The sequence below is a fragment of the Rummeliibacillus suwonensis genome (assembly GCF_007896435.1).
In the GTDB taxonomy this organism is placed as follows: domain Bacteria; phylum Bacillota; class Bacilli; order Bacillales_A; family Planococcaceae; genus Rummeliibacillus; species Rummeliibacillus suwonensis.
Genome location: NZ_VCBL01000001.1, coordinates 877,112 through 903,958, shown reverse-complemented (window position 1 = coordinate 903,958; position 26,847 = coordinate 877,112). Strand labels below are relative to the sequence as shown.

Annotated in this window: 28 protein-coding genes; 8 read left to right on the top strand and 20 right to left on the bottom strand. The window is 37.0% G+C overall.

All coding sequences use genetic code 11. The features are described from left to right. Positions 1–126 precede the first annotated feature (126 nt). From minD to FEU33_RS04060, 17 genes are all read right to left on the bottom strand, one after another. Positions 127–924, bottom strand: a complete 798-nt coding sequence (minD, locus tag FEU33_RS04140) for a septum site-determining protein MinD (protein ID WP_146548157.1) — start codon at positions 922–924, stop codon at positions 127–129. Position 925: 1 nt separating this feature from the next. Further along, positions 926–1,597 (bottom strand): septum site-determining protein MinC, encoded by a 672-nt coding sequence (gene minC, locus FEU33_RS04135; RefSeq protein ID WP_146548156.1) that lies wholly within the window; start codon positions 1,595–1,597, stop codon positions 926–928. Between the two features lie 23 nt (positions 1,598–1,620). After that, complete coding sequence (gene mreD, locus FEU33_RS04130; protein ID WP_146548155.1) at positions 1,621–2,145, bottom strand: rod shape-determining protein MreD; 525 nt, start codon at positions 2,143–2,145, stop codon at positions 1,621–1,623. Positions 2,146–2,147: 2 nt separating this feature from the next. Then, entirely contained in the window at positions 2,148–3,050 is a 903-nt protein-coding gene (mreC, locus tag FEU33_RS04125; protein WP_146548154.1) for a rod shape-determining protein MreC, read from the bottom strand. 13 nt (positions 3,051–3,063) lie between these two features. After that, positions 3,064–4,080: a rod shape-determining protein gene (locus FEU33_RS04120; RefSeq protein ID WP_146548153.1), complete on the bottom strand. Its 1,017-nt coding sequence runs from the start codon at positions 4,078–4,080 to the stop codon at positions 3,064–3,066. Between the two features lie 96 nt (positions 4,081–4,176). After that, on the bottom strand, positions 4,177–4,875 hold the full coding sequence (radC, locus tag FEU33_RS04115) for a RadC family protein (RefSeq protein ID WP_146548152.1): 699 nt from the start codon (positions 4,873–4,875) through the stop codon (positions 4,177–4,179). Continuing rightward, complete coding sequence (locus FEU33_RS04110) at positions 4,865–5,476, bottom strand: Maf family protein (protein ID WP_146548151.1); 612 nt, start codon at positions 5,474–5,476, stop codon at positions 4,865–4,867. Before FEU33_RS04110 ends, radC begins: the two co-directional genes overlap by 11 nt. A gap of 95 nt (positions 5,477–5,571) precedes the next feature. Continuing rightward, positions 5,572–6,192, bottom strand: coding sequence for a hypothetical protein (locus FEU33_RS04105; protein WP_146548150.1), 621 nt, complete (start codon positions 6,190–6,192; stop codon positions 5,572–5,574). A gap of 87 nt (positions 6,193–6,279) precedes the next feature. Continuing rightward, positions 6,280–7,035, bottom strand: coding sequence for a prepilin peptidase (locus tag FEU33_RS04100; RefSeq protein ID WP_146548149.1), 756 nt, complete (start codon positions 7,033–7,035; stop codon positions 6,280–6,282). A 266-nt stretch (positions 7,036–7,301) separates the two neighbouring features. Then, on the bottom strand, positions 7,302–8,135 hold the full coding sequence (locus tag FEU33_RS04095) for a hypothetical protein (RefSeq protein ID WP_146548148.1): 834 nt from the start codon (positions 8,133–8,135) through the stop codon (positions 7,302–7,304). Continuing rightward, on the bottom strand, positions 8,132–8,719 hold the full coding sequence (locus FEU33_RS04090) for a PilN domain-containing protein (RefSeq protein ID WP_146548147.1): 588 nt from the start codon (positions 8,717–8,719) through the stop codon (positions 8,132–8,134). The genes FEU33_RS04095 and FEU33_RS04090 overlap by 4 nt, the downstream gene beginning before the upstream one ends. Beyond that, the gene (pilM, locus tag FEU33_RS04085; protein WP_146548146.1) at positions 8,716–9,696 is read right to left on the bottom strand and encodes a type IV pilus biogenesis protein PilM; all 981 of its coding nucleotides are present in this window, start codon (positions 9,694–9,696) and stop codon (positions 8,716–8,718) included. Before pilM ends, FEU33_RS04090 begins: the two co-directional genes overlap by 4 nt. 136 nt (positions 9,697–9,832) lie before the next feature. Further along, positions 9,833–10,276 (bottom strand): prepilin-type N-terminal cleavage/methylation domain-containing protein, encoded by a 444-nt coding sequence (locus tag FEU33_RS04080; protein ID WP_146548145.1) that lies wholly within the window; start codon positions 10,274–10,276, stop codon positions 9,833–9,835. A gap of 104 nt (positions 10,277–10,380) precedes the next feature. Continuing rightward, positions 10,381–11,586, bottom strand: coding sequence for a type II secretion system F family protein (locus FEU33_RS04075; protein ID WP_146548144.1), 1,206 nt, complete (start codon positions 11,584–11,586; stop codon positions 10,381–10,383). Next, the gene (locus FEU33_RS04070) at positions 11,583–12,626 is read right to left on the bottom strand and encodes a type IV pilus twitching motility protein PilT (RefSeq protein ID WP_146548143.1); all 1,044 of its coding nucleotides are present in this window, start codon (positions 12,624–12,626) and stop codon (positions 11,583–11,585) included. Before FEU33_RS04070 ends, FEU33_RS04075 begins: the two co-directional genes overlap by 4 nt. Positions 12,627–12,637: 11 nt before the next feature. Then, the gene (locus FEU33_RS04065; RefSeq protein ID WP_146548142.1) at positions 12,638–14,302 is read right to left on the bottom strand and encodes a GspE/PulE family protein; all 1,665 of its coding nucleotides are present in this window, start codon (positions 14,300–14,302) and stop codon (positions 12,638–12,640) included. A gap of 19 nt (positions 14,303–14,321) precedes the next feature. Beyond that, positions 14,322–15,713, bottom strand: a complete 1,392-nt coding sequence (locus FEU33_RS04060) for a G5 domain-containing protein (RefSeq protein WP_146548141.1) — start codon at positions 15,711–15,713, stop codon at positions 14,322–14,324. Positions 15,714–16,024: 311 nt separating this feature from the next. Between FEU33_RS04060 and FEU33_RS04055 the strand changes: the two genes are divergently transcribed. From FEU33_RS04055 to FEU33_RS04045, 3 genes are all read left to right on the top strand, one after another. Beyond that, the gene (locus tag FEU33_RS04055) at positions 16,025–16,468 is read left to right on the top strand and encodes a type IV pilus modification PilV family protein (protein WP_146548140.1); all 444 of its coding nucleotides are present in this window, start codon (positions 16,025–16,027) and stop codon (positions 16,466–16,468) included. Then, positions 16,461–17,045 carry a hypothetical protein gene (locus FEU33_RS04050; protein WP_146548139.1) on the top strand — a complete coding sequence of 195 codons (585 nt, stop codon included), beginning with the start codon at positions 16,461–16,463 and terminating at the stop codon, positions 17,043–17,045. The genes FEU33_RS04055 and FEU33_RS04050 overlap by 8 nt, the downstream gene beginning before the upstream one ends. 123 nt (positions 17,046–17,168) lie before the next feature. After that, a complete protein-coding gene (locus FEU33_RS04045) occupies positions 17,169–18,848 on the top strand; it encodes a hypothetical protein (protein WP_146548138.1) in 1,680 nt (559 codons plus the stop codon). Between the two features lie 84 nt (positions 18,849–18,932). Here the strand turns inward: FEU33_RS04045 and FEU33_RS04040 are convergent, their stop codons facing one another. Beyond that, complete coding sequence (locus FEU33_RS04040) at positions 18,933–19,157, bottom strand: hypothetical protein (RefSeq protein WP_146548137.1); 225 nt, start codon at positions 19,155–19,157, stop codon at positions 18,933–18,935. A gap of 268 nt (positions 19,158–19,425) precedes the next feature. Between FEU33_RS04040 and FEU33_RS04035 the strand changes: the two genes are divergently transcribed. The 4 genes from FEU33_RS04035 to FEU33_RS18655 all read left to right on the top strand — a co-directional run bounded on the left by FEU33_RS04035 (position 19,426) and on the right by FEU33_RS18655 (position 22,649). Continuing rightward, positions 19,426–19,914, top strand: a complete 489-nt coding sequence (locus tag FEU33_RS04035) for a type IV pilus modification PilV family protein (protein WP_146548136.1) — start codon at positions 19,426–19,428, stop codon at positions 19,912–19,914. Next, complete coding sequence (locus FEU33_RS04030) at positions 19,914–20,396, top strand: type II secretion system protein (protein ID WP_186731308.1); 483 nt, start codon at positions 19,914–19,916, stop codon at positions 20,394–20,396. Before FEU33_RS04035 ends, FEU33_RS04030 begins: the two co-directional genes overlap by 1 nt. Positions 20,397–20,400: 4 nt before the next feature. Further along, complete coding sequence (locus FEU33_RS04025) at positions 20,401–22,356, top strand: PilX N-terminal domain-containing pilus assembly protein (RefSeq protein WP_146548134.1); 1,956 nt, start codon at positions 20,401–20,403, stop codon at positions 22,354–22,356. Between the two features lie 137 nt (positions 22,357–22,493). Continuing rightward, positions 22,494–22,649: a hypothetical protein gene (locus FEU33_RS18655; RefSeq protein ID WP_186731424.1), complete on the top strand. Its 156-nt coding sequence runs from the start codon at positions 22,494–22,496 to the stop codon at positions 22,647–22,649. A gap of 48 nt (positions 22,650–22,697) precedes the next feature. On the opposite strand, the gene FEU33_RS04020 is transcribed toward FEU33_RS18655, so the two are convergent. Together FEU33_RS04020 and FEU33_RS04015 are read right to left on the bottom strand one after the other, a co-directional pair. After that, positions 22,698–24,404 carry a sensor domain-containing diguanylate cyclase gene (locus tag FEU33_RS04020; protein WP_146548133.1) on the bottom strand — a complete coding sequence of 569 codons (1,707 nt, stop codon included), beginning with the start codon at positions 24,402–24,404 and terminating at the stop codon, positions 22,698–22,700. 60 nt (positions 24,405–24,464) lie between these two features. Continuing rightward, a complete protein-coding gene (locus tag FEU33_RS04015) occupies positions 24,465–25,739 on the bottom strand; it encodes a bifunctional folylpolyglutamate synthase/dihydrofolate synthase (RefSeq protein ID WP_146548132.1) in 1,275 nt (424 codons plus the stop codon). Positions 25,740–25,977: 238 nt separating this feature from the next. Here FEU33_RS04015 and FEU33_RS04010 point away from each other — a divergent pair, with 238 nt between their 5' ends. Further along, positions 25,978–26,844: an ATP-grasp domain-containing protein gene (locus FEU33_RS04010; RefSeq protein WP_146548131.1), complete on the top strand. Its 867-nt coding sequence runs from the start codon at positions 25,978–25,980 to the stop codon at positions 26,842–26,844. The last annotated feature ends 3 nt before the right edge of the window (positions 26,845–26,847 follow it).

Here is a 26,847-nt window from a genome sequence, read left to right as displayed (position 1 = left end):
AATGATGGCTGATCTCTAAAATAATAGAGAAGAGCTTTACTAACTTAACTAGTAACTAATTATCTTGTTAGAACAGGGCTTGCTTTTAAGCAGCTAGCACCTTGTTACACATTATGTAGTATCCTATTATTTAGCAAATAAAGCTTTAATTTTTGAAAAAACACCTTTATGTTCATTTTCCAATGACATCAGTGGCACAGATTCGCCTAAAATTCTACGCACAATATTCCGATAGGCAATCGCTGCTTGAGTAGATGGTTCCATAACGATTGGTTCTCCCTTATTAGAAGAACGGATGACTTGCTCATCATCTGGAATGATCCCTAGCAAATCGATCGATAAATGTGTCGTGATTTCATTGACATCCATTGAATCACCATTTTTCATTAATTGAGGTCGGATACGATTGATAATTAGCCTTGGTGGTTCTATTTCTTCTTTTTCCAATAATCCAATTATGCGGTCAGCATCACGGACTGCCGAAATTTCAGGCGTTGTCACAACAATTGCTTTATCAGCACCTGCAACAGCGTTTTTATAACCTTGTTCAATTCCTGCAGGGCAGTCAATTAAAACATAGTCAAAATCAAGTTTCAATTCTTCCACTAACTTTGCCATTTGCTGCGGTGTTACAGCATTTTTATCAGAGGTTTGGGCAGCTGGTAATAAGAAAAGTAAATCATCAAATCGCTTATCCTTTACAAGTGCCTGCTGAATTTTACAACGCCCTTCAACAGTATCTACTAAGTCATAGATAATACGGTTTTCTAAACCTAAAATGACATCTAGGTTACGTAAACCGATATCCGTATCTATTAAGCATACTTTTTTGTTTTGAAGTGCCAATGCAGTACCTAAATTGGCAGTAGTAGTTGTCTTCCCTACTCCACCTTTACCAGAAGTAATTACGATAGCTTCACCCACATTAGCTTCCTCCCTTAAATGTCGATAAATTTGGTCTTAAAATGCGTAAATCCTGCAAGCGGTCTATAGCAATATGTCCGTTCGGATGAATATAAGCACATTCCATTTCTGGTTTTTCCGCTAAAATGGTCACCTCATTGGTCATCAATTCCATTAAATCGGCAATCATAAGATGGGTGGCCTCTAACCATGAAGCAGCAATTACACATTCACGGTTTCCTTCAACGCCTGCATGTGCCATTCCCTTTAAACGTCCCATGACATAGATACTACCTCCAGCAATCACTTTACCGTTGGGATTGACATCGCCAATAACAACAAGATCACCGTCAGCTCTCAATTCTTGTCCAGAACGTACAATACCTATGTAAGTTGCAGATTGACTTTTCAAAAGCTTTTGATTACATTCTTCTACAGTAATCACATCACTCTTAATCTTTGAAACTTTTAAGTGTTTAGATTGTTGAACGATATGAAGAATTTCCTTTAACTGCTCCTGATTACAATATCGATTTCCCACATGTATCGTTACTTCTGCTTGTCCTTCTAAACCATCTTCAGTGACTTTACGCTTTAATTCATCCAATAAATCAGAGTAAGCGCATTGATCATCAAGCTGAAGCACAAGTCCCTCTTTTGTACCTTTGATTAAGACAAGTTGCTTAGTTGTCAAATGCTTCACCTCACGCTTCTCTATTATAAAGTTGATTGATTTGCTTTAAAGAGTCGAGCTTCTATCAAATATTTAAATGTCCAACCCAGCATGATCAAATAGATAGAGTTTGCGATCATCGTTGGAATCAGCCGTTGGTTTAAAAACTCAGTAAATGGAACCGAAGTAAAAGAAATCAATAAGAAAAATTGATGTAAAACGATCTCTAGTAGTGCTACGAGTACCAATGAAAGGACTGTTGTAATAGCTAGATGTTGATGGATATATTTTACTGTATAACCCGCTATAAAACAAATAAATGGATATAAGAATGTGTACAATCCAATAATATCAATATAAAAAATATCATACAATACCCCAAATATTAATCCGTACCACATCGCACGTTTACGATCATAATAAATAGACAAGAAAATCAAGTAAAGAATCAAAAATCTCGGTACTAGGTAATATAAATGACCGTGCCATTCAATTGGAGAATAAAGCGAAAACTCTGTTTCTAAAAAAAACAATAGAACGGCTACAAGCGGAATAAGAAATTTAACCATTGTTACTGATCCCCAGTTTCTGTAGTGATAGATTTATTTGTACCATTGCCATCTGAACCATCAACAGAGATAGATTGACGTTTCGCAATGACAACATGATCTAACATAGAAAAATCAGCCGCCGGTTTGACATATGCTAATTTCGTCAAACCAAAATCATCTGTAGAAACTTTTGTCACTTCACCGATTAACACGCCTTTAGGGAATATTCCTCCTAGACCAGAAGTTGTCACTTTATCACCTTTTTTAACAGGCAGACTTGAATCAATTCTTTTTAAGACCAATTCCCCACGTTTTGCATTAAAACCTTCGATTAAGCCGAATGCTTCTGACTTTTTATTGGCTACAACAGCAGATACGCGATAATTTGTGTTATTGGTTGATAGTAATTCAACTTGCGACGTATAAGGGGTAGTTTGAACGATTTTACCAATTAAGCCCTTAGAAGTTAGTACAGCCATATTAACTTTGATACCACTCATAGAGCCCTCATTTAAAATGAGTTTTTCTTCCCATTGGTCAGGATTACGTGCAATGACATTTGCTTGAATCGGATCAAAGTTACGTAAATCATCCTTTTTTCCAACTAAATCTTTTAACTTGTCATTTTCAACTTTCAATTCATTGACTTTAGCTTGTAATGTTCCGAATTCTTCCAGGCGCGATTTTAAACGTTTGTTTTCATCATAGGTGTTCAATAATTCATCTACATTATTGACAAATCCTGTAATATAACTTGCCGGTTTGGCAACAATGGATTGTCCAAATCCGACAGTGTCTTTGATAATTTGTTCAGGAAGAGATGCGTTTTGACGATCGCGTAAGGAAAAGCTAATCAATGCCACTAAGAAGATTACGCCGACAAGCAGCAATATCAATCGCTTATTCGAGAAAAACTGTGGCATTGTCTAATCCCCCTTATTTTGTTTGGTGACGACGCATTAGGTCAATATGTTCTAATGCCATACCTGTCCCTATTGCAACACAGTCTAATGGGTTTTCTGCGATAAATACAGGCATATTTGTTTCATCACTAATTACTTTGTCCAAGTTTTTCAGTAAAGCGCCACCACCAGTTAACACGATTCCTCGTTCCATCACGTCGGCAGACAATTCAGGTGGAGTTTGTTCTAATGTTTTTTTCACGCCATCGATAATCGCCGCAATCGATTCTTTCAATGCAGCTACAATTTCAACAGACGAAATTTCAATTGTTTTTGGTAGTCCAGTTACCAAATCGCGACCACGGATTTCCATTTTTGCTTCTGGACCTTCAGTACTTGCAGAACCGATTTCCATTTTAACCGTTTCAGCTGTACGTTCACCGATAGTGAGATTATAAGATTTACGAATATAAGCAATAATAGCCGCATCCATTGCATCTCCACCGACACGTACAGATTCACTTGTCACAATACCACCTAAAGAGATCACTGCCACTTCAGAAGTACCGCCACCTATATCTACTACCATACTACCTGTTGGTTCCCAAACTGGTAGATTTGCGCCAATCGCAGCTGCAAATGGTTCTTCGATCGTATAGGCTTCCTTCGCACCTGCTTGACGAGATGCATCGATCACCGCACGTTGTTCTACGGATGTAATGCCATAAGGCACACAAACCATGACGTTTGGCTTTTTCCAGTTACCGCCAGAAGCTTTCATTGCTTCTCTCATATAATATTCGATCATTGCAGTTGTAATATCGAAGTCTGCAATAACACCGTCTTTCATCGGACGAATAGCCACGATTGAACCTGGTGTACGACCGATCATATTTTTGGCGTCGTTACCTACCGCAACGATTTCACCAGTTTTTGTATTTTTCGCTACTACAGAAGGTTCTCTGAGTACGATTCCTTTCCCTTTCAAAAATACCAATGTATTTGCTGTGCCAAGGTCAATCCCGACATCTTTTCCACCTAATCCAAACACTTTCTGTTCTTCCTTTCTCTTTTTAGCCATAACTTTCGTAGCTGTTCATCAAATCATAAATTTCATTATAACGGAAAAGAGTTAAAAATTACAGTGCTACATATACCCTTTCTCTTTTAAACTTATAAATTGATGATCCCCGATGATGACATGGTCTAAAAGTTCGATTCCAATGATTAAACCTGCTTCTTGTAGACGTTTGGTCACGTCTATGTCTTCCGAGCTAGGAGAAGGATTACCAGATGGATGGTTGTGAGCACAAATAATCGAGGCGGCAGATCGTTTTACAGCTTCACGAAAAATTTCACGGGGATGTACAATACTTGCATTTAAACTCCCTATAAAAATCGTTTGCTGATGAATAATCTGGTTTTTGACATTTAAAAATAGCGTCACAAAATTTTCTTGCAATAAAGAAGACATATCGGGCATCAAATAACGAGCCGCATCATGTGGTGAGCGAATCGTAAAACGTTCATCTGTCCTTTGCTTATGTAAACGTCTTCCTAATTCAATAGCCGCTAACAATTGAATGGCTTTTGCTTCACCAATCCCTTTAATGCACATGATTTCTTCAATTGTCGCATTCTTTAATTCGTGAAGCTGTTCAAAATGGGTTAAGACACGATTCGCCACATAGAGAACAGATTCTTGCTTTGTCCCTGTGCGTAGGAGAATCGCTAGTAACTCTTGATTTGATAAACTATCTGCGCCTTGCCGCTTGAGTCTTTCTCTTGGTCGATCATCCAGATGAACATCGCGGATCATCAATGGCGTTTCAACATTAGTTGCCATGGATGGATTCCTCCTTTTCCACAGAAATAATATGCTTTTCTGCTAGAAAGATCTTCAGTACATCTAATGGTAGACCAGCGACATTATACTTACTTCCATCTATCCTCTTCACTAAATTTTGTCCGACTCCCATTATATTATAACCAATATCTTGTTCAAAAGGTTCCCCTGTTTCGATATATTGTGTAATTATTTTTGTTGAAAGGCGATGCATGATCACATCAGACTGTACAACAAAGGATGATAGTTTATCATCATAGCGTATGCCCACAGCAGTAGTGACTACATGTTTTTGATTGGACAATTGCCTTAAAAATGATATTGCTTCCTTTCTAGCATCGGGTAAACGCATAATAACACCATTTAAACTGATGACACGCTCAACAGTCATATAACATATAGAGGAATGCGATGCGTTCATCCTCAATAATCGAACGACAACTGAAGTATTTGCATATTCAAAGGGAGTCGGTGGTAATGGACAATCTAGTGCTATGTTTTGGTGAATGACTGAAAAAGGAACTTGCAATTTCTTTAACAACTCCTCACAATTCCCTTGCGGATTCAATAGAATCATATCTCTGTTTAATCGTATGGACATATAATCACTCCTTTTTTAAACATCATAATATAAAAGTAAAAATTAGGGAAATCAGAAAAAATAAGAGAAACTAAATTTTGCATACTTTTTTTCTATCAAAATTCGATTTTCAAACAGTCATTTTGCGATACATAATGCTCCAAAAGCATTAATTTGACGAGTTCCAATTTATCCGAAGCCTTTGTCGCATCTGCAACCGCCGCCTTCCAATCAACAGGTGCAGCGAGTTTAGATTGAGAATCGCTACTATTTAATTTCGCTACTTTGCTCACTTCTAGCAATTGTGGTATACTTTTGAGCCCTTTTTCTTCACATGCAGCACCACTCAGACGAAAAGGCTTTACAAAGGAATCTTTTGTAACAATCGACTTGATCTTCTTTTCACTAGTACTAATCGCTCCCCAAAGATAGAATTGCTTATCGGCAGGTATGATAGCTACACTCTCATATTCCGGATGCCCTGCTAGAAAATCAGAAGCCGCCTGCGACGAAGAATAGACACCGTATTGCATCGCATAGAATGGCACTGATTTACTTTCCACCTTTGTACTTTTTGGTAAATTGACAGGTAATACTTTGTCAGAAGCCCCATCTTTTTTCTCAACCGCCTGTAATATAAAGAAAAATAATAGTACCCCCGCAGCCCCAATCATTACACCATGAATGACCGCAGCTAATAGAAATTGTTTTTCCTCTTTGTTGCGCTTTAATTTCATAACGACATCACCCCTATTCAATACCGTAGCAGAATAGACATAAAAAAAGACGAGACTGCTGTCGTCTCGCCCTAAAAAGTTTTCTTGTTAAAATAACAAATTGGTATACCATTCGAGTATTTTCAAACCATAAAAATAAGTGATCGTACTTCCCAATGCAATCCAAGGTCCAAATGGAATTGGATGTTTACGCCCTTTCTTTTGCCATAGAAGTTGTATAATACCCGCTATTAAACCAATGATAGATGATATAAACAATGCAACAATCGTTAGCTTAAAGCCTAAAATAAGACCGATGACGAAAAATAACTTAATATCGCCACCACCCATTCCACCTTTCGACACAACCGCAATCAGAAATAAAATACCAAATCCAATAGCAGCACCGATAAAGGCATCCCACCATGGATTTAAAGGAGAAAAAATCCTTAAAATAATAAATACACATGCAAAAGGCAGTAAAATTTTATCCGGGATTAACATATACACAATATCTGAAACTGTAATAATGGCAAGCAATGAAATAAACAAAATTGCTACGATGAATTCTACTGTAAAGCCAAAATGCCAATAGGCTAAGCCATATAACACACCAGTCAATAATTCCATCAACGGATAAAAAAACCCTATCCTTGCTCCGCAGGTTCTGCATTTTCCACCTAAGAAGATATAGGAAAGCACAGGAACCAGATCAATAGCCGTCAATCTCCTATTGCATTGATCACAATGGGATGGTGGCGTCACGATCGACTCGCCTTTGGAAACTCGTAATCCGACCACATTAAAAAAGGAGCCGAATACGAGACCCAGTATCATCCAAAATATTAGATAAACAATTTCCATTTGATTCACCTCTATTTCATCTAAAATGTTCTATGACCAATTCAAATACACTTATGAAAGTTTACTTGATTTTTGATATGAGGTTAGTTGTGTTAATTATCCAATCTTGTCCACTGAATAGGAAGAATTCGTTGATTTCCGCTACGACTTGCTCTGCCTAATCAACACATATGATATGAAGTTTTACTACTTACCCACTACTGCGGGATAAAAGGCAGTCATCCCTAGCATTTGGCTATGATGGGGATTCACTGCCTCAGTTCTCCTTACTTTTCTTTTTGATCATCCAGCTGACCGACATAGTAGAAAGTGGTTAGTTGTATGGTGGCTTGCAATTTTTCTTTTGAAGAATCTTCTTGTGATCCATCCGTTGTCCCTGTTACTTCTGTATTGGGGGTTGCATAAGAAACAGAGTCGATACGCATAATTCGAGGCAAAAGCTCGATTTCCTTTAAAAAATTTTTTATTTCTTTTTTATCCATTGCCGCCACTGTGACATTCATCGTGACTAATTTTAATGTATCTGGCAGACTACTCGATGCGATTGGTGAAATAGGTGCTGTTTTTTCTTCATCATTGTTTTGTTCATCTGATGTTTGAGAAGCATTATTTTGATCGTTTGAATCTGTATTTTCGTCTTTAGCCTGTGTTGTATCAGTAGATGCCGCCGAATCAGCTGAAGAGTTCGCTCCATTCGCTTGCTCTGTTTGCTTATTTTTATCTTCTTGCTCATCTGTTTTAAGTGTTTCTTTTACAGTCGCATCATAATTATTAAAGGCTACCTCTGTTACATCGGTATTGCTGACGGATTCTATTTGTTCAATCGAATCGATCAAATGATTCAGCTCACGGCTTGTAGGTACTTTCATCTTCAGTTCAGCAGTACTTTTTTGTTCAGCCTGTTGGTTCGATTGAAGTGTTTCTAGCTGTTTCTCTAATTGTTTCGACTCCGATTGTGAACTTGATAGCTGAAGCTGCAATGAATCCTTTTCTTCTATTTTCGGATAAATCACATAGTAAAAAAGGGCGAAAACAACAACGAGTACCAATGCAACCATAAGAAAGATCGTCATCTTTTTATTGCTTCCTAATGAATTCATGGTCTTTCACCTTCCGCTAATAGTTTTACTTGATTGACCGTTAATTGGATCGTAGCCGTATAGCGGGGGACCAATCGATCATTTGGAGTCGCTTCTTGGTATTCCTTCTTATCCGGTTCAAAGGATGTGATAGATGTTACTTGTACATCCGTATATAAAGGATCTGTCAACAGATTTTGAACATACGTTGACACACCATGTAATGTTTCAAAATCGGCTGTTATCGTTACACCTGCTTCGCCATATGTAAGATCTGTCAGCTTTTCATAGGATTGAAGATGACTTTCAATACTATCAATAATCGGTGTGACAGGATAGGAAACGGATTCTACATATTTGACCGATTGATCAAAAGAACCTTGTGATTCCTTTTGAAAACGATCGATTTGTTTTTGATAGGCATTGATTTCATTGGATAATGCCTGTTGCTGCGCATCCAAAGCTTTCACATCACTTCTGAGGGAAGCATAATAAATACCAAATATGATAGCTAACAGGACAACGATGATCATCGCTAATAACCATATTGAATTTTTGGATGCTCTTTTTTCTACTTTGGGTAAGAGGTTAATATCAGGAATCATGCCTTTACATCCTCCTTCAAAGCCAAACTGATCAAACTCGCTTGAGAAGACTTAAAATTGGGAAACGCATCAGCGATCATTTGATCCGTGAAAATATGTACAGGTATTGCCCCTTGCCCTTCAATCGTTTTCGCAATATAGGAAAGCTCCGGTGAATCGCCCATCACTACAATTTGCTCAACACCTTTTTCACCCTTGTTCAATGAAAAACGATAAAAGTTAATAATACGTTCGATTTCAGCAATCGAATCCATTAAAGCCATCTGATAATGACTGATATCATCTTGATACACATACTCAAAACCATCTTCTGTATAGCGAGATTGCCATTTACTGCGCTCCGTTTCAATCATTTGGAAACGTAAAAACTCTACTTCACCGAACGAATAAATCGCTAAGGATATTTCATTGATCGACCAATTGACAATAAGAGATGTCGTATCCGCTAGATTGGGTAAAATGCGATCGACGAATCGAATAAGCGAAATCACTTTAATATCCGCCACAGCGGGTGTTAGTCCTGCATCCATTAAAATACTCACTACTTTTTGCACTTCTTCTGCATTTGTCGCAAAAATGGTTGCTTTTCCGTCTCCCTGTTTTGCGTCGTATATATCGATCAAAGGATTTTCAAAAGGAAGATGGATCGCACGACCTAATTCCATTTCTACATATTCTTTAATCGCTTTTTTGTCTACTAACTCTTTCGGATGATCGATAGACTTCATCATCACCGTACTTTCAGGCACAAAAAAACGAACATTCTGCCCTTTAATCCCCCAATTTTTCACTTGCTCTTTTAATAGCTCAAAGAAAGCCAATTCATCTTCAATAATCCCTTCCACGACAATCCCCTCATCTAGTGGAATCGAATAAGCCTTTGCCTGTGATAAATCAGCTGAACTATAGGTTAATACCTGTAAGCCAAAATCATTATAATCCAGCGAAACATGTCGCTTTTTCTTGCCAAATAACATTGTAAGACCTCCTACGCGAAAGCTTTAATGCTTCGGTGGAGAAAGCCAAATGGTCAATGATTGTACATATGATCAGAATCTGGCTTTCTTCAACGAAAGATTAAAGGGGAACAGCAGCTTTGGAGCTGCTGTTAAACTATTTCATGAGACCTGTTATTACACTATACTCAATTGAAGTAGTTTCATTAGTCGGTTTAGCAGTTTTAAACTTACCGGATGAATCTATATCCTGTAATCTCGCAAACACCAATGAATAAGATCCATTTTTAGCTTTTACTACTTTATCGCCATCAGCCAAAGTAAGTCCATCTACAAATGGTTGAAGTTCACTTTTTTCGCATGAAATGGCTCCAGTACCATCTGCATCACCACAAGCACCATCAGAAATTGCAATTTTAGCCGCAGAAACTACTTGACTAGCATCTGATAATGCAGCTTTATCTTTAGAGTTTTGAATAACATTTGCAATCGCTGGAATAGCAATCAATGCGATAATAGCGATGATTACGATAACTGCTAATAGTTCGATCAATGTCATACCTTTTTGATTCTTCATCAATTTTTTAAATTTTGCTTTCATTTTATTTCCTCCTCTAGGGTTCGTATATTGTTTGTTCAGGGAATTTCTTGATGAGTCGTTCGTCAATTTCCCTTTCACCTCCTTTCAAGTAGAATACGAATCTATTAAATTTGTTCATATAAACTAAACATCGGTAGCATGACCGCTGCCATGATAAAGCCGACGACCGCTGCCAATAAAATAATCATAATCGGCTCGATCAATGATTTTAAAGAGTCAACGGTTCGGTCAACATCATCTTCGTAAAACTCCGCGATTTTTTCCAGCATATAGTCCAGTGAACCCGTTTGCTCGCCGATTGATACCATTTGCGTCACTAATGGCGGAAAGACCCAGCTGGCTTCTAATGGCTCAGCAAGTGAGCTCCCTTTCTCTAACGATGTTTTGGATTTTTTTACCACATCTTCAATCACGGGATTGCCGATGATTTTTTCCACAATGACTAATGCGTTTAAAATCGGCACCGAACTGCTAAATAGCGTGGCTAATGTTCTTGTCATACGAGCGATTGCTGATTTTTGAAAAACTTTCCCAAAAATCGGTAATTTCAATAGCACATAATGTGTATAGAAATGAAATCTCTTATTGTTTTTGTAAAGATAGATAAACGTGCCCGTCACAATGATGATGACGAGTAAAAAAATCCACCAAAACTTTTTCAGCGCATGGCTAAAGGCTAGTACGATTAAAGTGATCGGTGGCAATTGCGCCCCAAAACTCGCAAAGTTCGCGGTGAATTTTGGGACTAACCAAATCAGCATAAAAGCGGCGACGCAAACGATCAAAATTGATAACACCATCGGATAAGCCATCGCCGACTGTATTTTCTTCTTTAACTTAAATGACTTCTCATAGCTAAATGCCATACGATCTAATGTGTCGTCCAAATTCCCTGTGGCTTCTCCAGATCTCATCATATTGACAAAAAGTGTTGGAAAAATCCTTGGAAATTTAGCGGCCGCATCTGAAAAGGCGATCCCTGAACGTAAGTCTTCCTCTACACCATTCAATGCTTTTTTCAAGCCTTTACTGGATGTTTGCTCGCCTAAAATATGCGTCGCCTCCACAATGGAAATACCCGCACGAATCAGCGTGGAGAATTGACGACAATAGATGACAAAATCCTCATTTTTGATTGCTCTTCCAAGCGTTAAATCTTTATGAAAGATACTTTTGGATTCTTCAATTTGGCGTGGATTGATGCCTTTATCACGCAGTTTTTTCATCGCTTGCTGCTTGGACATCGCTTCAATCGTGCCTTTTTCCATCGTTCCCTGCAAAGTTCGACCTGTAAAGCGAAAGACTGTCATGCAAGATCACCTGCATTCATATAAAGTCGCGCAGTTTCATAGTCAATGATCCTTTGGGTAAGCAGCTGTTGAATCGAATGATCAATCGTATGCATACCAAGTGCACGATTCGTTTGCATAATATTCGTCAACTGGTGAACTTTGTCGTTGCGGATCAAATTCGCAACAGATGGCGTATGGACTAAAATCTCTGTCGCTGCAATACGCCCCGGCTTGTCTATCCGTTTAAATAAACGTTGTGAAATGATCCCTTGTAGTACATTGGCTAACTGAATACGAATCTGTCCTTGCTGATGTGGTGGAAAAACATCGATAATACGATCGATCGTAGTAGGTGCACTACTGGTATGTAAGGTCGCCATCACCAAATGCCCTGTTTCAGCCGCTGTAATAGCTGTCGAAATCGTCTCTAAATCTCGCATTTCTCCTACTAGAATAATGTCAGGATCTTGACGAAGGGCAGCACGTAAACCATTGGCAAAGCTTTTCGTATCAGAACCTACCTCTCGCTGGTTGACAATTGATTTTTTATGCTTATGCAAATACTCGATCGGGTCCTCTAGTGTGATGATATGTTTGGCTTGATGGTCGTTGATATCATTGATCATCGCCGCTAAAGTGGTCGATTTACCTGAACCCGTTGGTCCTGTGACAAGGATCAAGCCTTGTGGTTTTTGACATAGGCTTTTCAGCACTTCCGGCATTCCAAGCTGCTCAATCGTTGGTATTTCCGCAGTAATTTTACGGGCCGCTATCGTGCAACTGTTGCGCTGATGGTAAGCATTCATACGAAAACGACATCTTCCCGGTAATGAATAGTTAAAATCCACCTCACCCTTCGTTTCAAATTCTTCCATACGATGGGATGGCAACACCTCACGAACCATTTGTTCTAAATCAGCAGGTGTTAACTTTTCTTCTCCATGCGGCATTAGCTGACCATTAATTCGATAGTATGGAGGAACCCCCACTGTTGCATGCAAATCTGAAGCGTCTTTGTCATCTGCATAAGTTAGTAATTCTACTATGGATACTGTCATTTTTTCACACCCTACTCTTCTGTTGCCACACGTAATATTTCTTCCGTTGTCGTTACACCATCTGCCACTTTTAATAATCCATCCTCCAGCAATGTCCGATAGCCATTCCTCGACATATGCCTCTTTATATCCGCCAAACTAGCCTTTTTCAAAATCAATTCTTTTACTTCTTCATCTACGCCTAAGATTTCATGGATCGCTAATCGACCGCGATACCCTGTGTTATTGCAAGAGGTACAGCCTTTGCCTCTTTTTACTTTTGAAATAGGAATATGATGTTTGGCAAATATCTCTAGTTCTTCACTCGATAAATCATGGTATTCGCCACAATCTCGACAAACACGACGCACAAGTCGTTGGGCCACTACCCCTACGATTGATGATGATAATAGGAATGGTTCGATACCCATATCAAAAAGCCGAGAAATCGATTCCGCAGCACTATTGGTATGTAGTGTACTTAATACTAAATGCCCTGTTAGTGAGGCTCTTGTGGCAATCTGTGCTGTTTCTAGATCACGAATTTCACCAATCATGATAATATCTGGGTCCTGACGCAAAATAGAACGTAAACCAGTGGCAAATGTTAAACCGATTTCCTCACGAACCTGAATTTGATTGACACCATCTAATTGATATTCGACCGGGTCTTCTACTGTAATAATATTGACTTCTTCGCTATTCAAATAAGTCAAGGCAGTCGACAATGTAGAAGATTTACCAGAACCTGTTGGCCCAGTGATCAGTACGATGCCATTCGGCTTACTGATCATTTCTTTAAAATGAACTAAATTATTTTCTGAAAATCCCAATTTTCCTAAATCACCGTGCGAATTATTTAAGTCTAGGACACGCATCACCACTTTTTCTCCATAAACAGTTGGCAAAGTAGATAATCGAATATCTACAGGATGTAAATTGATGTTTGCTTTAATCCGTCCATCTTGCGGTAAACGACTTTCCGTGATATTCAGATTGCCCATGATTTTAATGCGAGCAATGACCATATTTTGCATATTCTTTGGAAGTGAACGCTCTGTTCTTAAAACACCGTCGATCCGATAACGAATGCGGAATTCTGTTTCTTGTGGATCGAAGTGGATATCACTGGCTCTTTGCACAACTGCATTAGAAATAATTTGATTGACTAATTTGACAATAGGTGAGTCATCATCTAATATTTCTGTTTCGTCGCTATTTTCTGCCGGCATCAAATCATTGAGCGCTGCGTCCATTGTTTCTTGCAAATCGTAATATTTGCTAATGGCACGTTTTAGATCATCCTTTGTAGCGATACATGTTTCGATCTGGCAGCCAGTCGCCATACGAACCTCTTCAATCGCAAAATAATCCATAGGGTCTGCCATTGCGATCAATAATTTGTTTTTTTCACGTGTAAGCGGCATGATAAGTGATCGTTTTGCTAAATCCTTGGGCAATAATTGCACCAACTCTGGGTCGATCATAAATTGACTAATGCTAATATGCGGGACCCCTAATTGAAATTCTAGTACTTCAATAAGTTGTTGCTCTGTCAATAAATTTTCGCTGATTAAAAAGTCACCTAGTTTTTCGGCTTTTGGTTTATTTGCCAATGCAAAATCAAGCTGTTGCTGAGTGATCGCCCCTGCTTCAACGAGCAGATCCCCTAATCTTTTTCTTGCAGAAAGCCCCATCATTATCACCTCTACATGCTTATTTAGTGTCTTTTGGTGTTACAATATCGCCAGAATCATTATAGTAGCTACCTTTTGGTACAGTCCCACCATTTTTGCTTTCTGTTGCTTTTTTATGAGTTGATGTATTGGATTGATCTTTATTTGTTTGGCTTTTACTATTGTTTGAATGGCTACTGTTATCCTCTGTTTGACCATGATTCGATTGACCTACATTTTCATCAGTGCCATTGGTATTGTCCGTATTACCATCCTCAGCATTGGCCGTTGCATTCGTATCAGCTGGTGCTTCTATAGAAGACTTTTCAATAATTTCATTTTTAGGAGCATAATAGTTTTGGCTGATCAATTGCGTCTTGGTATCACCATTTTCATCCGTAATGGTGCGGAATATAAGCAACTGTAAACCTGGCTTTGACTGTTGAATCGTTTTACTCTCACCTTCATCTAAGCTTTTCGTATAGCGATATATCGTACGTGGTGCAACAGTCTGCCTATCTTTTTCGGAAATCGTCACCTGTGGATTTCCCGGTAACGAATATAAGGAGACTTTCAACTTTCCATCTTCTACTTTTGCCATGATTTTAGCGAGAACATGACTATGTGAAACAAATTGCAGATCCTGTTCTAAAAAAGGACTAACGCTTGCTTCATATCCTGGTTTCACATCGGTTGGAATATCCTCTGCTTGATGTCTTTCAATGACTTCAAAGCTACTTTGTAAAACAGTACTATATAATGCGGATGCTACAAGCGACATCGCATCATCATTACTCCCGACCTGTGTGGCTACTTTATTAAAAGAGAATGTTTTCTCAGGTTCGATCATGATGCCATCTAATTCCTTGGCAATGGTTTCGACCTCTGTTTGCAGGTTGTCAGGGATTGAAATCGATTCAAATGATATGCGCTCAGCATCTTCTATCGAAACATCATTTATTTGTATTTCAATAGGAGACTTTTTTAAATAAGATGCTGCTTCTAAAACTTGCTGATCTATATTCCCTCCCTTTAGCTTTGCTTCACTTTCAATTTTCTCAATCAGTGAATGATTGGCTTTTACTTGAAGTGGTTCATGAACGATTGGTGTCTTTTCCCAAAAGGCATACCACGGTTTGTCTATAGCTACCTCATATTGTTGAATAGAAGCATCTACATCAAATAGAAAATCATCTCCGCTCAAGCGTACTTTATGATTTCCAATCATGATTTCAATCTTGTTATTTTTCCATTCTGCAATTGCAGTATTTAACTTTTTCTTTAAATCACTTTCAGATAAATCTTTCACAGAAATAGATCCAATAGTAGAACCCTCAGAAGCTGCTAGTGTATGGATACTCATATATTCTCCTGAAACTAGCGCTACGGATATCAAAAGCGTGATGATCATAGCTTTAGAGAATATCTTCATCTTATAGATCTCCCATCATTTTCTCTTTTTCGTATATGTATATTTAGCTACAGTCAACATTATAAATGAAAAAATGAAGAAAAGATATGCCTTTTTTCACATCAATTTTTAAAAATTATGTAAATGTTTCAAATTTCAATATGCTAAATATCACAGCTATTGTATATTAAAGGATATATAATAATACAAAAAGGATAGGTATGGATAATTATCTTATCTTTAAAATTAAAACTGAGCTTTTTTATCAGCAAAAAGAGCTAAGGATTTTCAAATTCTTCTATTAATAAGGAGGATCGGAGGTTTCTTATGTTATGAATAAGACTACTGCCACTCAAAATGGCTTCACACTTGTAGAGACTCTTGCATCCATTGTCTTACTTGTGATTATTTTGCTATCTTTTACTCAATTATTTGTGCAAACAAATAAAGCCGCAAACATCAATAATGAGAAATTAGTCGTTATCAATTTGGCAGACGGGATATTAGAAGGATTAAAAGCAAAACCAATGAAAGAAATCAAGACTGCTTCGGATGTTCAAGATTATTTTAAAATCGCTACTAATCCTGCTGCCCCACCCGATACAATTACATTTAATGAAAAAGCATATACCGTTTCTTATGTTGCTTCTCAAGGAACAGAAAAATATGGGCGCAATTCTGAAGTAGAATTAAAAATCATGAAAGTGGTCGTCACTGTTACTGCACCAGATGGGAAAACCAAAAGTTCAACGGAAGGGTATGTTTCTATTGAATAAAATCCTAAAAAATAATATGGGTATCACACTGGTAGAAGTGTTAGCAAGTCTCGTGCTCCTTTCTATTATTTCTATCATCATTGTGAATGTTTTTATAAAAGGTAGTGAAGAAGCGAATGATATTCAAACAGATACAGAGTTACGTGATGAGGCGGATCTTATCATGAGTCAATTCATCAAAATGATATACTCGACCAATCAAAATACGATCGTACGCAATACAACAAATGAAGGTGACAGCTTTCTAGAAGTAACGACGGATCTAACAAAATGCCGCAAAGATGAGGAAGGAAATTGGAATATCGATGATAGTGCTTGTCAAAATACATTGCAAAAAATTGGCTTTCAAACAAATGGGACTACAACGAATATTCTTTTAAAAAACGACAATTATCATATAGAAAATACGAATATTCGTATATTACCAGAATCGAAGATAAATGGGGATCCTGAGACGGACCCTTCCTATGAAATCTACCTTGTTCTTGAAAAAACAACGAAACGCAGTCAAAACGTGACGAAAAAAAAGATAGCTTTCAAAAATACGATTCAACCTCTTTTCTCCACATCTAACTAATGATTGAAGGAAGGAGCCATTAGACGGTCATATAGGAAATCTAGCAGATCCCCCAACTGTTAAGATCAGCTGGAAATTCCAATGGAAAGAGCTCTTACACTAATATTTGGAGGAGGGACATCATTGAAAAAGCGATTAGAAAATGAAAAAGGCTATACGCTTATACTCACAGTAGCTGTTATCGTTATTTTCACGGTATTGGGACTAAGCTTATTAACGTTAACATCAAGCGGCATTAAGAAAAATGAAATCCGGCAAGACAATGTTCAGGCACAAGACTTATCCGATAAAGGCATTAAATATGCGGTGAACGATATTCAACTATTTTTACAAAATGAGATCAAAAACAATCCGATGGGAAAAACAGACTTCTACCAATTATTAGAGGATAAAATAAAACCTAATTGCTCAGAAGGAGGAGGAATCACAATTCCAGGGGAAAAACAGGATCAAACCAAAGAAACGAAGGTATGCATTGACCGAGTAGAAATGGTTTCTAACGATGAAAAAGATCTCTATAAACGCCTTGTCACATTTAAAAGCACTGGTATTGTCAATGGAAAAACACGCATCACCACTAGCAAAGTCATTATTGGAACAGATGCCATCCCAGACCAGCTTCGCTATGCACTCTCAACGAATGATGGTGGTGACCTCTATCTACATGGCGGAGTTGAGATACAAGGGGATATTAAAACAGATGGGAATTTGATTATTACAAGGAATGCACATTGGATGAATGGAAATAATGCTATCTGGGAAAATAGTGTCGGACCAAGATTAGTAAAAGATACAAAAAGTATAACCCCTAAAATCATTATGAGAGAAAATGAAAAAAACATTTACACGGTAAATGCGGCAAATAACTATGATAAACATATTTCAAATCCTATAGATGGAAGCGGAATACATTATTTAGATAAGTCACCATATACTAAGTTATCCCCTTTAGATACTAATACAACAAATAATCTAAAAAATAATTATTTATTTAATACACCTAATCTAGACATTGTGACAAAATCTTTGCCAGCGGATCAAATTGATGTATTAGCAAAAATACAGGAAAAAAATATAGGAACAGTAGATTATCAATATGATGATTTACATATTTCATCAAATGACAATCCAACAAAAAATTATACTAAAGATAAAACTATTTTAGTTGGTGAAAAAGAAAAAGTCTGTACTAAATGGTTCCTAATTTGTTTAGAGTGGAAGGAAACAGGTAATTATGTTGGAGATATGGTCATTGATGCCAACAACTCTAAAAACAGTGTGCCCTTAAAAGGTTCCTACTACGTTAACGGTGATTTAACGATAAATGATACAAATTTAAAAAGTGATGCTTTAATTTATGTAAAAGGAAATGTAGAAATAAGAGATAGCACATTACAAGGTTTAAATCCTGATAGCACACTGATCATTTTTGCGAATGGAAATATTCAAATTTCTAACATTTCCGAGTATAGTGACTATAATAACCCTAGTATGATAAAAGGCTTTTTCTACTCCAAGTCTAATATGATTATGTATGGTGTAGGTTCTAATATTAGGTTGACGGGCGGAATTTCTTCCAAAAGGCTAATTTTAACTGCCCTTAGAGGCAATGTTTCTAAACAAACACACCCTACATCAAACCAAGAAAGTTTAACGAATGGACAACCCACCTATCCATCTCGGCTAAAAGTAACATACGATGAAAATCTAATTCAACAATATACAACCTTTATGCGAGATCAACAAGAAGAATATATTACGGAACTGAATCCTCCAGAATATATAGAACGTTCCAATCAATAGAGTGAAATTTCATAGTGTGAGATTTCTTCATTCCTCACTTTCTATTAGTTGAACCGATTGAATGCTTATAAGTAGTTTGATCTGCTACTCTATCCTCTGTTTATTACTCGATTCTTGAATTTTTGGGATAGACTCTAAAATAAATTTCAACAATAAGGTGAAACTCCAACAGTGGGGGTTTTCTTCATCCCCCGCTGAAATAGAAGAACTCAGGTTAAAAGCGCCATGCCCCGTGGCAACACCTGAGGGACCAACCTCCTCTTGTTGGGCCGAACCAATCGGATTTTTACGGGCAGTCGATCCCCCCATCTATCTTTTTCGTTTCTCTCTAAATCTTGAGATGAGGGTCTTACTGCCTGTTAAAGCGGGATAAACTTATTAAATAGGGCACAAAGAATACTATTAAATCACTATTCTTTGTGCCCTATTTTTATATTTTTCATGACGATACCAATCTAGCATTCATTTTAATAAAATTTATTTCTTTTTCACCTTTATTCTCGTAAAAACCATCTTAAAATATGTTATCATTTTAAACGAATATATATTACTTTTTCACTAATGATAGAAGGCAGGGATGAATGATTTGAATATAACCCATAACATTTGTAACGAAAAAGGAAGCACACTCGTAGAAGTCATTGCATCCTTTGTCATATTAGTCATTCTATTAGTGTCATTTTTCACACTTTTTATTCAAACAAAACAAACGACAAATTCTTCAGAGACAATCGTTGATGCAACATACGTTGCGCAAACGGAGATGGAGAATTTCTATAGCATCAGTAAAAAATATACTTTTAACCATAAAGAAGATGGCATCACAAGTCTACACTATCAAAATGCATCTTGTGTAAATACTTATTTTAAAGAAGACGCTCAATATCCTGGCTATACGATTGCATTACAACTAGCTCAAAATGCTCAATTCCCCTCTAACCTTTCCGATATGACGATTACTGTTTATGATAAAAAAACGTTAGAAAATCCCGATGCTGTCTGTGGTAATCCTCAAAACTATAAAGCGATTATGCAAAACGTCATTGAATGGAAGGCGGGATTGTGATGAAAGGCAAAGAAATTTTGAAACATCAAAGAGGAATGACACTTGTTGAAACAGTGGCAGTGCTTGTGATTATCGGTTTTCTATCTCTACTTCTTCTCAACACCTTAACAGGTAGTTCTAGTCAATACAGCGACCAATTACAGGAAAATACTCAAATTCATGATATTTCATATGTATTAAAAGTGGTAACAAAAGAAATCCGAATGACAAACGCTACTAATATTGAAGAAATTGATAACGGCATACGTTTCAAAAATACGGATACAAACTATCAATTAGATACGACTACCCACTCTATTTACAAATACAGCGGTGACCCCAATACTTTTGATGATGACGATGAAGTAGTCGCAAATCATATTCACACGTTTAACATTGAGAAAATCAACCCATCCGCACAGGAGAATAATACAGAGTGGCGCATTCTGATTCAAGATAATTATGATAAAAAAATCGAAACAACAATATTTTCTAGGAGCTGAAGCTATGAAAAAACGGTTTTGTTTCAAATATACGCATCATAACGAAAATGGTTATACATTAATCATCGCGATTTTAACGCTTGTCGTAATATCTGTACTTGGACTAGGCTTGATGAATACCACCGCTACAACCATGAAACAATCCTCTAGTGAAAGAGAAAATCAATCGGCCTATTACATAGCTGAATCTGGTGTTACACAAGAACGCGTGGAGATAAAAAAATTAGCGAAAGAGGCTTTTGATGAAACGAAGGTCGCTGAAGCTGCATATATCAATGCTTTAAAAGATCATCAAGAGCCAGAGCCATTTGATTTTCAAACGGAATTTATTCAAACAGCGAAAGCAAAAATAAACTCACAATATACGAATTTACTACCAAACACCGATCCTACTATTATAAACGATAGTGATCTTAAAGAAATGAGCAGCAAAGTAAAATACACTAAACAAAAAGGAATCGAACCGACATCAACAACAACTGTAAAGCCTGATCTTCAAAATAGTACATCCCAAAAGTTGATTTACACGATTCAATCAACTGGGAAAATTGGAGAAAACAACAAAAGATCCATCTCACAGAAAATCCAAATTTCTCTAGACCAAAATCCCGGCAAAAAAGAAGTGGTCATTGAAGACAAAACAGATACAACAACACCCAAATTGAATGCCTGCTATGCAATTTATACTTATGGGTCTATTAATAGTGGTAGTGGAACAATAAATGGAGATGTGTATTCGACAAAGAAAATAGAGATTGGGAATAACGGAGCAAGTTACAACGGAAATGTGTATTCGACAGAAGATATTGTCATTAATGGCTCTTCAGGAATCAAAAATGTTTACTCACAAAAGAATGTTACTTTAGGTGGGGGAAATATCAGTGGATCTGTTTATGGAAATAACATATTCATAAGTGGCTACCCGAATATTTCAAAAGATGTGATTGCATTAAATAATATTAACATCACTAGTTGGGTAAATATTAATGGACAATACAAATACGGGAATAGTTTTTCAAACACAACTACTTCACAAGAAGCTTCAAAAGCAAGTCAATTAACAAATGAAGAAAAAGAAGAATTGATAAATGAATATTCACTTGAAAGTAATCCCGAGAATGTTTTCCATAATTCTTGCACAGCAAGTATACCTAAATTGGAAGATGCAGATACTGTTTTTAAAAAACCTACGAATATCCCCATTCTAAACGATAAAACAATTACTAGCACAGATGGTAGTGGGACTTCCTTTGATTTTATAAAAAATGGGACCCTTACCGTAAATTCAAAAGCAAGGAATCAAACTTTATCATTAGATTCAGATATTTACTTAAAAAAAATTAATATCACAGGAAATGAAACACTTAATATTGATTTAAAGGGACAATCTCATTCTTTATATGTAGATTCATTAGATTTGGCTGGTGAAATCAAACTTACCAACCCAGGAACCTTAAATCTTTACGTAAAAGATCAGATGAATTTTGCTTATGGTTCTATCAATAGCAACGGTAATTCTTCACAAGCAAATATTTATTACGGAGGATCAGACAAACTAACAATTGCTAGTAATATTAATCTAATGAGCTCCTTACACGTAAAAAATGCTGATTTAACTCTAACTGCTGGTAGTCAAGTTAAAGGTAATATATATGTTTATGGAAATAACAACGTAGAAGTTTCTGGGGGATCTAATGACGTAGAACAATTATTTTTAGCTCCAAATAGTAATTTTATCCAAAGTGGAGGAGGAACCATTAACGGCAATATTGTCGCAAAAGCTTATACAAATTCTGGTGGAGCAACAGTCAATCCCCCAACCAAAACCGATCAACCTGGCACAACAAATCCTGGTGGAGGTTCGACCACTACGATTGAATTAGATGATTATCCCAATACTACAGATGAATTTTTATTTGTCCAATCGCAAATTGAAGAAAATGGCGAAAAAGAAAACTAGGGTAAATAAGCCCTAGTTTTTCTTTATTTCAAGATTCAGTTTGAATAATAACCGTATTCTTCACTTTTCATTTTTATCCCACGTTAACGGGCAGTAAGACCCCCACCTCAAGGTTTAGAGAGAAACGAGAAAGATAGGTGGGGGGATCAACTGCCCGTAAAAGTTCGATTGGTTTGGGCCAACAAGATGTTGGTCACTCAAGCGTTGCCACAGGACGTGGCGCTTTTAACTTGAGTTCTTCTAGCTCAGTGGGAGATGAAGAAAACCCCACTGATGGAAGCTTCACTTTATAAAATGTATTTAGTAAAACTGTCATAAGTTTTTTATTATTGTTCAAAATATCAATACCCAGCAACCCTATTTCTTCCCTTTTTCTTCGCGCCGATATACATGGCCTGATCAGCATTTCGTAGTAGCGCTGGAGCATCATCGGTGTCTTCAAGTGCAGCAGATACACCTATACTTGCTGTTACATGGACAACTAAGTGTGTGACATTTTTCATCAAATCAGGTGTGATTTCAAATGGTTGTTGTTCGATGGTCTTGCGTAGATGCTCTGCAATATGAAGTGCTGCTGCTTTTGAATAGCCTGGCAAAAGAATGACGAACTCTTCTCCTCCATACCTAGCGATTGTGCCAAGTTCACCGATTTCTCTTCGTAAAATATCTGCAATCCCGCATAGGATATCATTGCCACTTTGATGACCGTAATTATCATTGATCTTTTTAAAATAATCGATATCTAACATGACTAACGATAAATTAGAAATCATTCTTCTTTTCAATTGCTCCATCGTGATGGTTAAATGCTCATCAAAATACCTATAATTATATAATCCTGTTAAGCCACAGCGCTCACTCGTATGCTTTGCCTTTTCTACATATCTTGCTTTTTCTAAAGAAACCGTAAAATACGAACAAACCAGTTCGAGGATCTTCACTTGATAATCTTTAAAGAAATTTTTCTTTTTAGATGTTAATATGAGAATCCCTTCCATTTCATGGTTTCTTGATAGAGGCAATACTAAAATGCTTTGGGTATCAGGGAGCAAATAGTCGCTAGATTTTGATTCCCATTCCACTCGCCTCTTAAATTTAATTTTTTCTTCTGTATATAATGTTTCCTCTAATATCCCCTTGCTAAGCTCTTTATGTGTGACGTTTTTCATGATCGTTTGTCCATTTTCATAAGCTTTCAAAATAGAAAGGATTCCCGTTTGTTTTCGACGATCGATCATATAAAATCCATCAATTGATACCATTTTCGGCACTTGTTCCATAAATAAGTCGAGTGTTTCTTCTGAACTTAGCCGATCAGCCAATTGGTGGCCGAAATGGGCGGCTTCAGAAAGTTCCTTATTCAATTTATTGGAGATTCCATAAAGCTGTAAAAGTTTTGTTGAAATATAAAAAGGAATGCCTAATAATATGATGGCGATAATCCCTACATACTCACATAAAAAGTACAAGCTAATCCCCATTGGCAGTACATAGCAACCTATCAAATAATCCCAAGCATCTTCCATCGTAAAGAATGGTGTTCTGTTGCCTAATAAAAAACCACTTAGTTTTATAAGTGTGTGATTTACCCCATTATTCACCAAAATATAAAGCAATCCATAACCAACCATATGTATAGGGTCAATGGAATGAATAGTCCCTCCTAATTTCAAAAAGACAAAACCACTGATAAATGACACCATTAAAAACATCATTGAATTCCAGGGAATTCGATAAATATCTTGCCGGGTTAATTTTAAGCGATAAATCAATGGTATGATGGCGATCTGGGACACAATGATTTCTATAAATAAGCCAAATCTTAAAAATACAGCAAGACCTACCCACTGAATCAAAAAATAAGGTACTCCATTAATATTGGCCGGACAGGAAGCTGTTACAAGACCTAAGATGGTCAATCCTATCAGCAAAGACCAATCTATATTGAAAGCAGGGGGAAATTGGACATAAATCGCATAAATACTTATAGGTACTAATGCAATCCATGAGATGAAGATCAACACTTGAAAACCAATTGTCTTTTTCATACTTTTCACCCTGCTTTTTTAAAATTTGTAATGTAAATTATACCAAAATATACTCATATTTCAATATAAAAATTTAGTACATTTAAACCTTGTTAATAGTGCTTTCCTCCACTGTGTTAATAAATAAAGTGATCCTGTCATGATAACAATGCTTGTTTCATCTAGCTTTTCATCAATTATACGAATGATATCTTCATCTGATACGCGCTTATTTTCACTGTGACTTATGTCATAGATCGTTTCAGCAGGCATTGCTCTTTCATTGTCCACATCCACAAAAGTAAAACTAGTACCTATTTCTTCTAATAACCTTAAAACACCTTCTATATTTTTATCCTTTAGCATTCCTACTATAAAATGAATCTTTTTCCCTGGAAATTCTTCCTTAATCGACTTAATTAGCGCTTTTGCGCTGGCAGGATTATGGGCACCATCAATATATAGATTTGGGACTATTTTCTCGAATCTCCCGGCTAAATGAGCCTCATGTATACCTTTTTGCAGCTTTGTCGAGTCGATTTTAATATTTTTCTCCCCTGCAAATAATGTAAAGGCAGTAATAGCAAGTGCCATATTACTTCTTTGGTGAGTGCCTGGCATGATGCGTTTTAAGTTCGTAAATTCGTAATTCGGATTGATGTATTTTTCACCATCTTTAGTTGTTTCTACTGAAAAATCTTTATTAAATACATAGAGGGGCGCACTTTGTTTTGTCGCTTCTTCTTCAAAAACTTCCATTGCTTCAGTTGGAAGAGCTCCTGTCACAATAGGTCTGTCTTTTTTAATAATGCCTGATTTGTGATAAGCGATTTTCCTCAATGTATCGCCCAAGAAATTGGTATGTTCTAACGCAATGCTTGGTACAACTGAAACAACAGGGATCATCACATTTGTACAATCAAAACGGCCGCCCATTCCACATTCGATGATCGCAATATCAGGTTGGAATCGACTGAAGGCAAGAAAAGCTGCCACTGTGAGAAGTTCAAAATCAGTCAATTTCCCATCTACCCCTGCATCATGCATGATTTGAAAAACGGCATTCATTTCTTTCGGCGTTATTGGTTTTTCATTAAGCTGGATTTGATCATGAACATCTTCAATACAAGGAGACATGAATGTTGCTGTTTTTAATCCATGCTGTTGAGCAATATGTTCAATAAAGGTGACGGTAGAACCTTTGCCATTTGTTCCTGCTAAATGAATAACAGGAAGATCGTTTTGCGGATTTTTTACTAATGCCAATGCTTCTGTCATCGCATCTAGTCCTGGTTTGATCGCTGGATCACTTGAAATATGCCAGCGTTTTTTATATTCATCTAATTTAGGAATCATTTTAACACTCCATCCTATATATTCAATCATTTTCGTGCTAAACTTTTATTTATCCCGCATTAACAGGAAGACCCCACTTCAATACTCCAATAAAAGGAAAGAAATAAGTGTGGAAACAGCTGCCTGTATAAGCCTGATTGGTTCAACTAGTCATACACAGTGGAAATGGAAAAAACATCTACTGTATGAAATTTTACTTTATTATTATAGCACTCACTTGTATGAAGGGGATTTTATAATGAAAACATGTTGGATTATTTACAATGGTAGTCTTATCAATGATAAATTTCTCGACCAAGCCAGATTAATGGCTGAAGCTTGTGAACAACTAAATGTTCAACCAACTATTTTAAAGAACTATGAAATGATGATGAAGCTAGATGAAGAGCTTCAAAACAAACCTGATTTCGTTATCTTTTTGGATAAAGATATTTTACTTGCTACTTATTTAAAAAATTGTGGAATTCCTGTATTCAATGATCCTGAAGTGATTGAAACCTGCGACAACAAAGCAAAGCAATACATACAATTGGCAAAGGCTCATGTGCCAATGCCTACCACAATTATCGCGCCCAAGGTCTATCCTAAGTTTACGATTCGTGACAGTGGCTATTTCGAAAATGTCTTACATACATTGGGGCTACCAATGATTATAAAAGAAGGACACGGCTCATTTGGGATGAATGTATATTTGATCCATACGGAAGAGGAATTCTATGAGAAAGTAGATGCCCTACGAGGTGTAGATTTTGTCTTCCAACAATTTGTGGCTTCAAGTCGTGGTCGTGATATTCGTGTGAATATTATTGGGGACGAAATCATTGCCTCTATGTATCGCCATTCTGAAACGGATTTTCGTGCCAATATTACAAATGGCGGTCATGCCGAAAAAATCATGTTGACTGATATCCAAAAAGAAGTGGCTATTCAAGCAGCCAAAGCTGTAGGAGCTGAATTTGCTGGTGTGGATTTGCTATTCGGTCCCGATGAGGAGCCGATTGTGTGTGAAGTCAATGCCGCTGCACATATCCGAAATCTGTATAATGTGACAGGTATTAATGTAGGTGTAGCATTCGTCGAATATATTTTAAAGAAAATCGGGTGACAC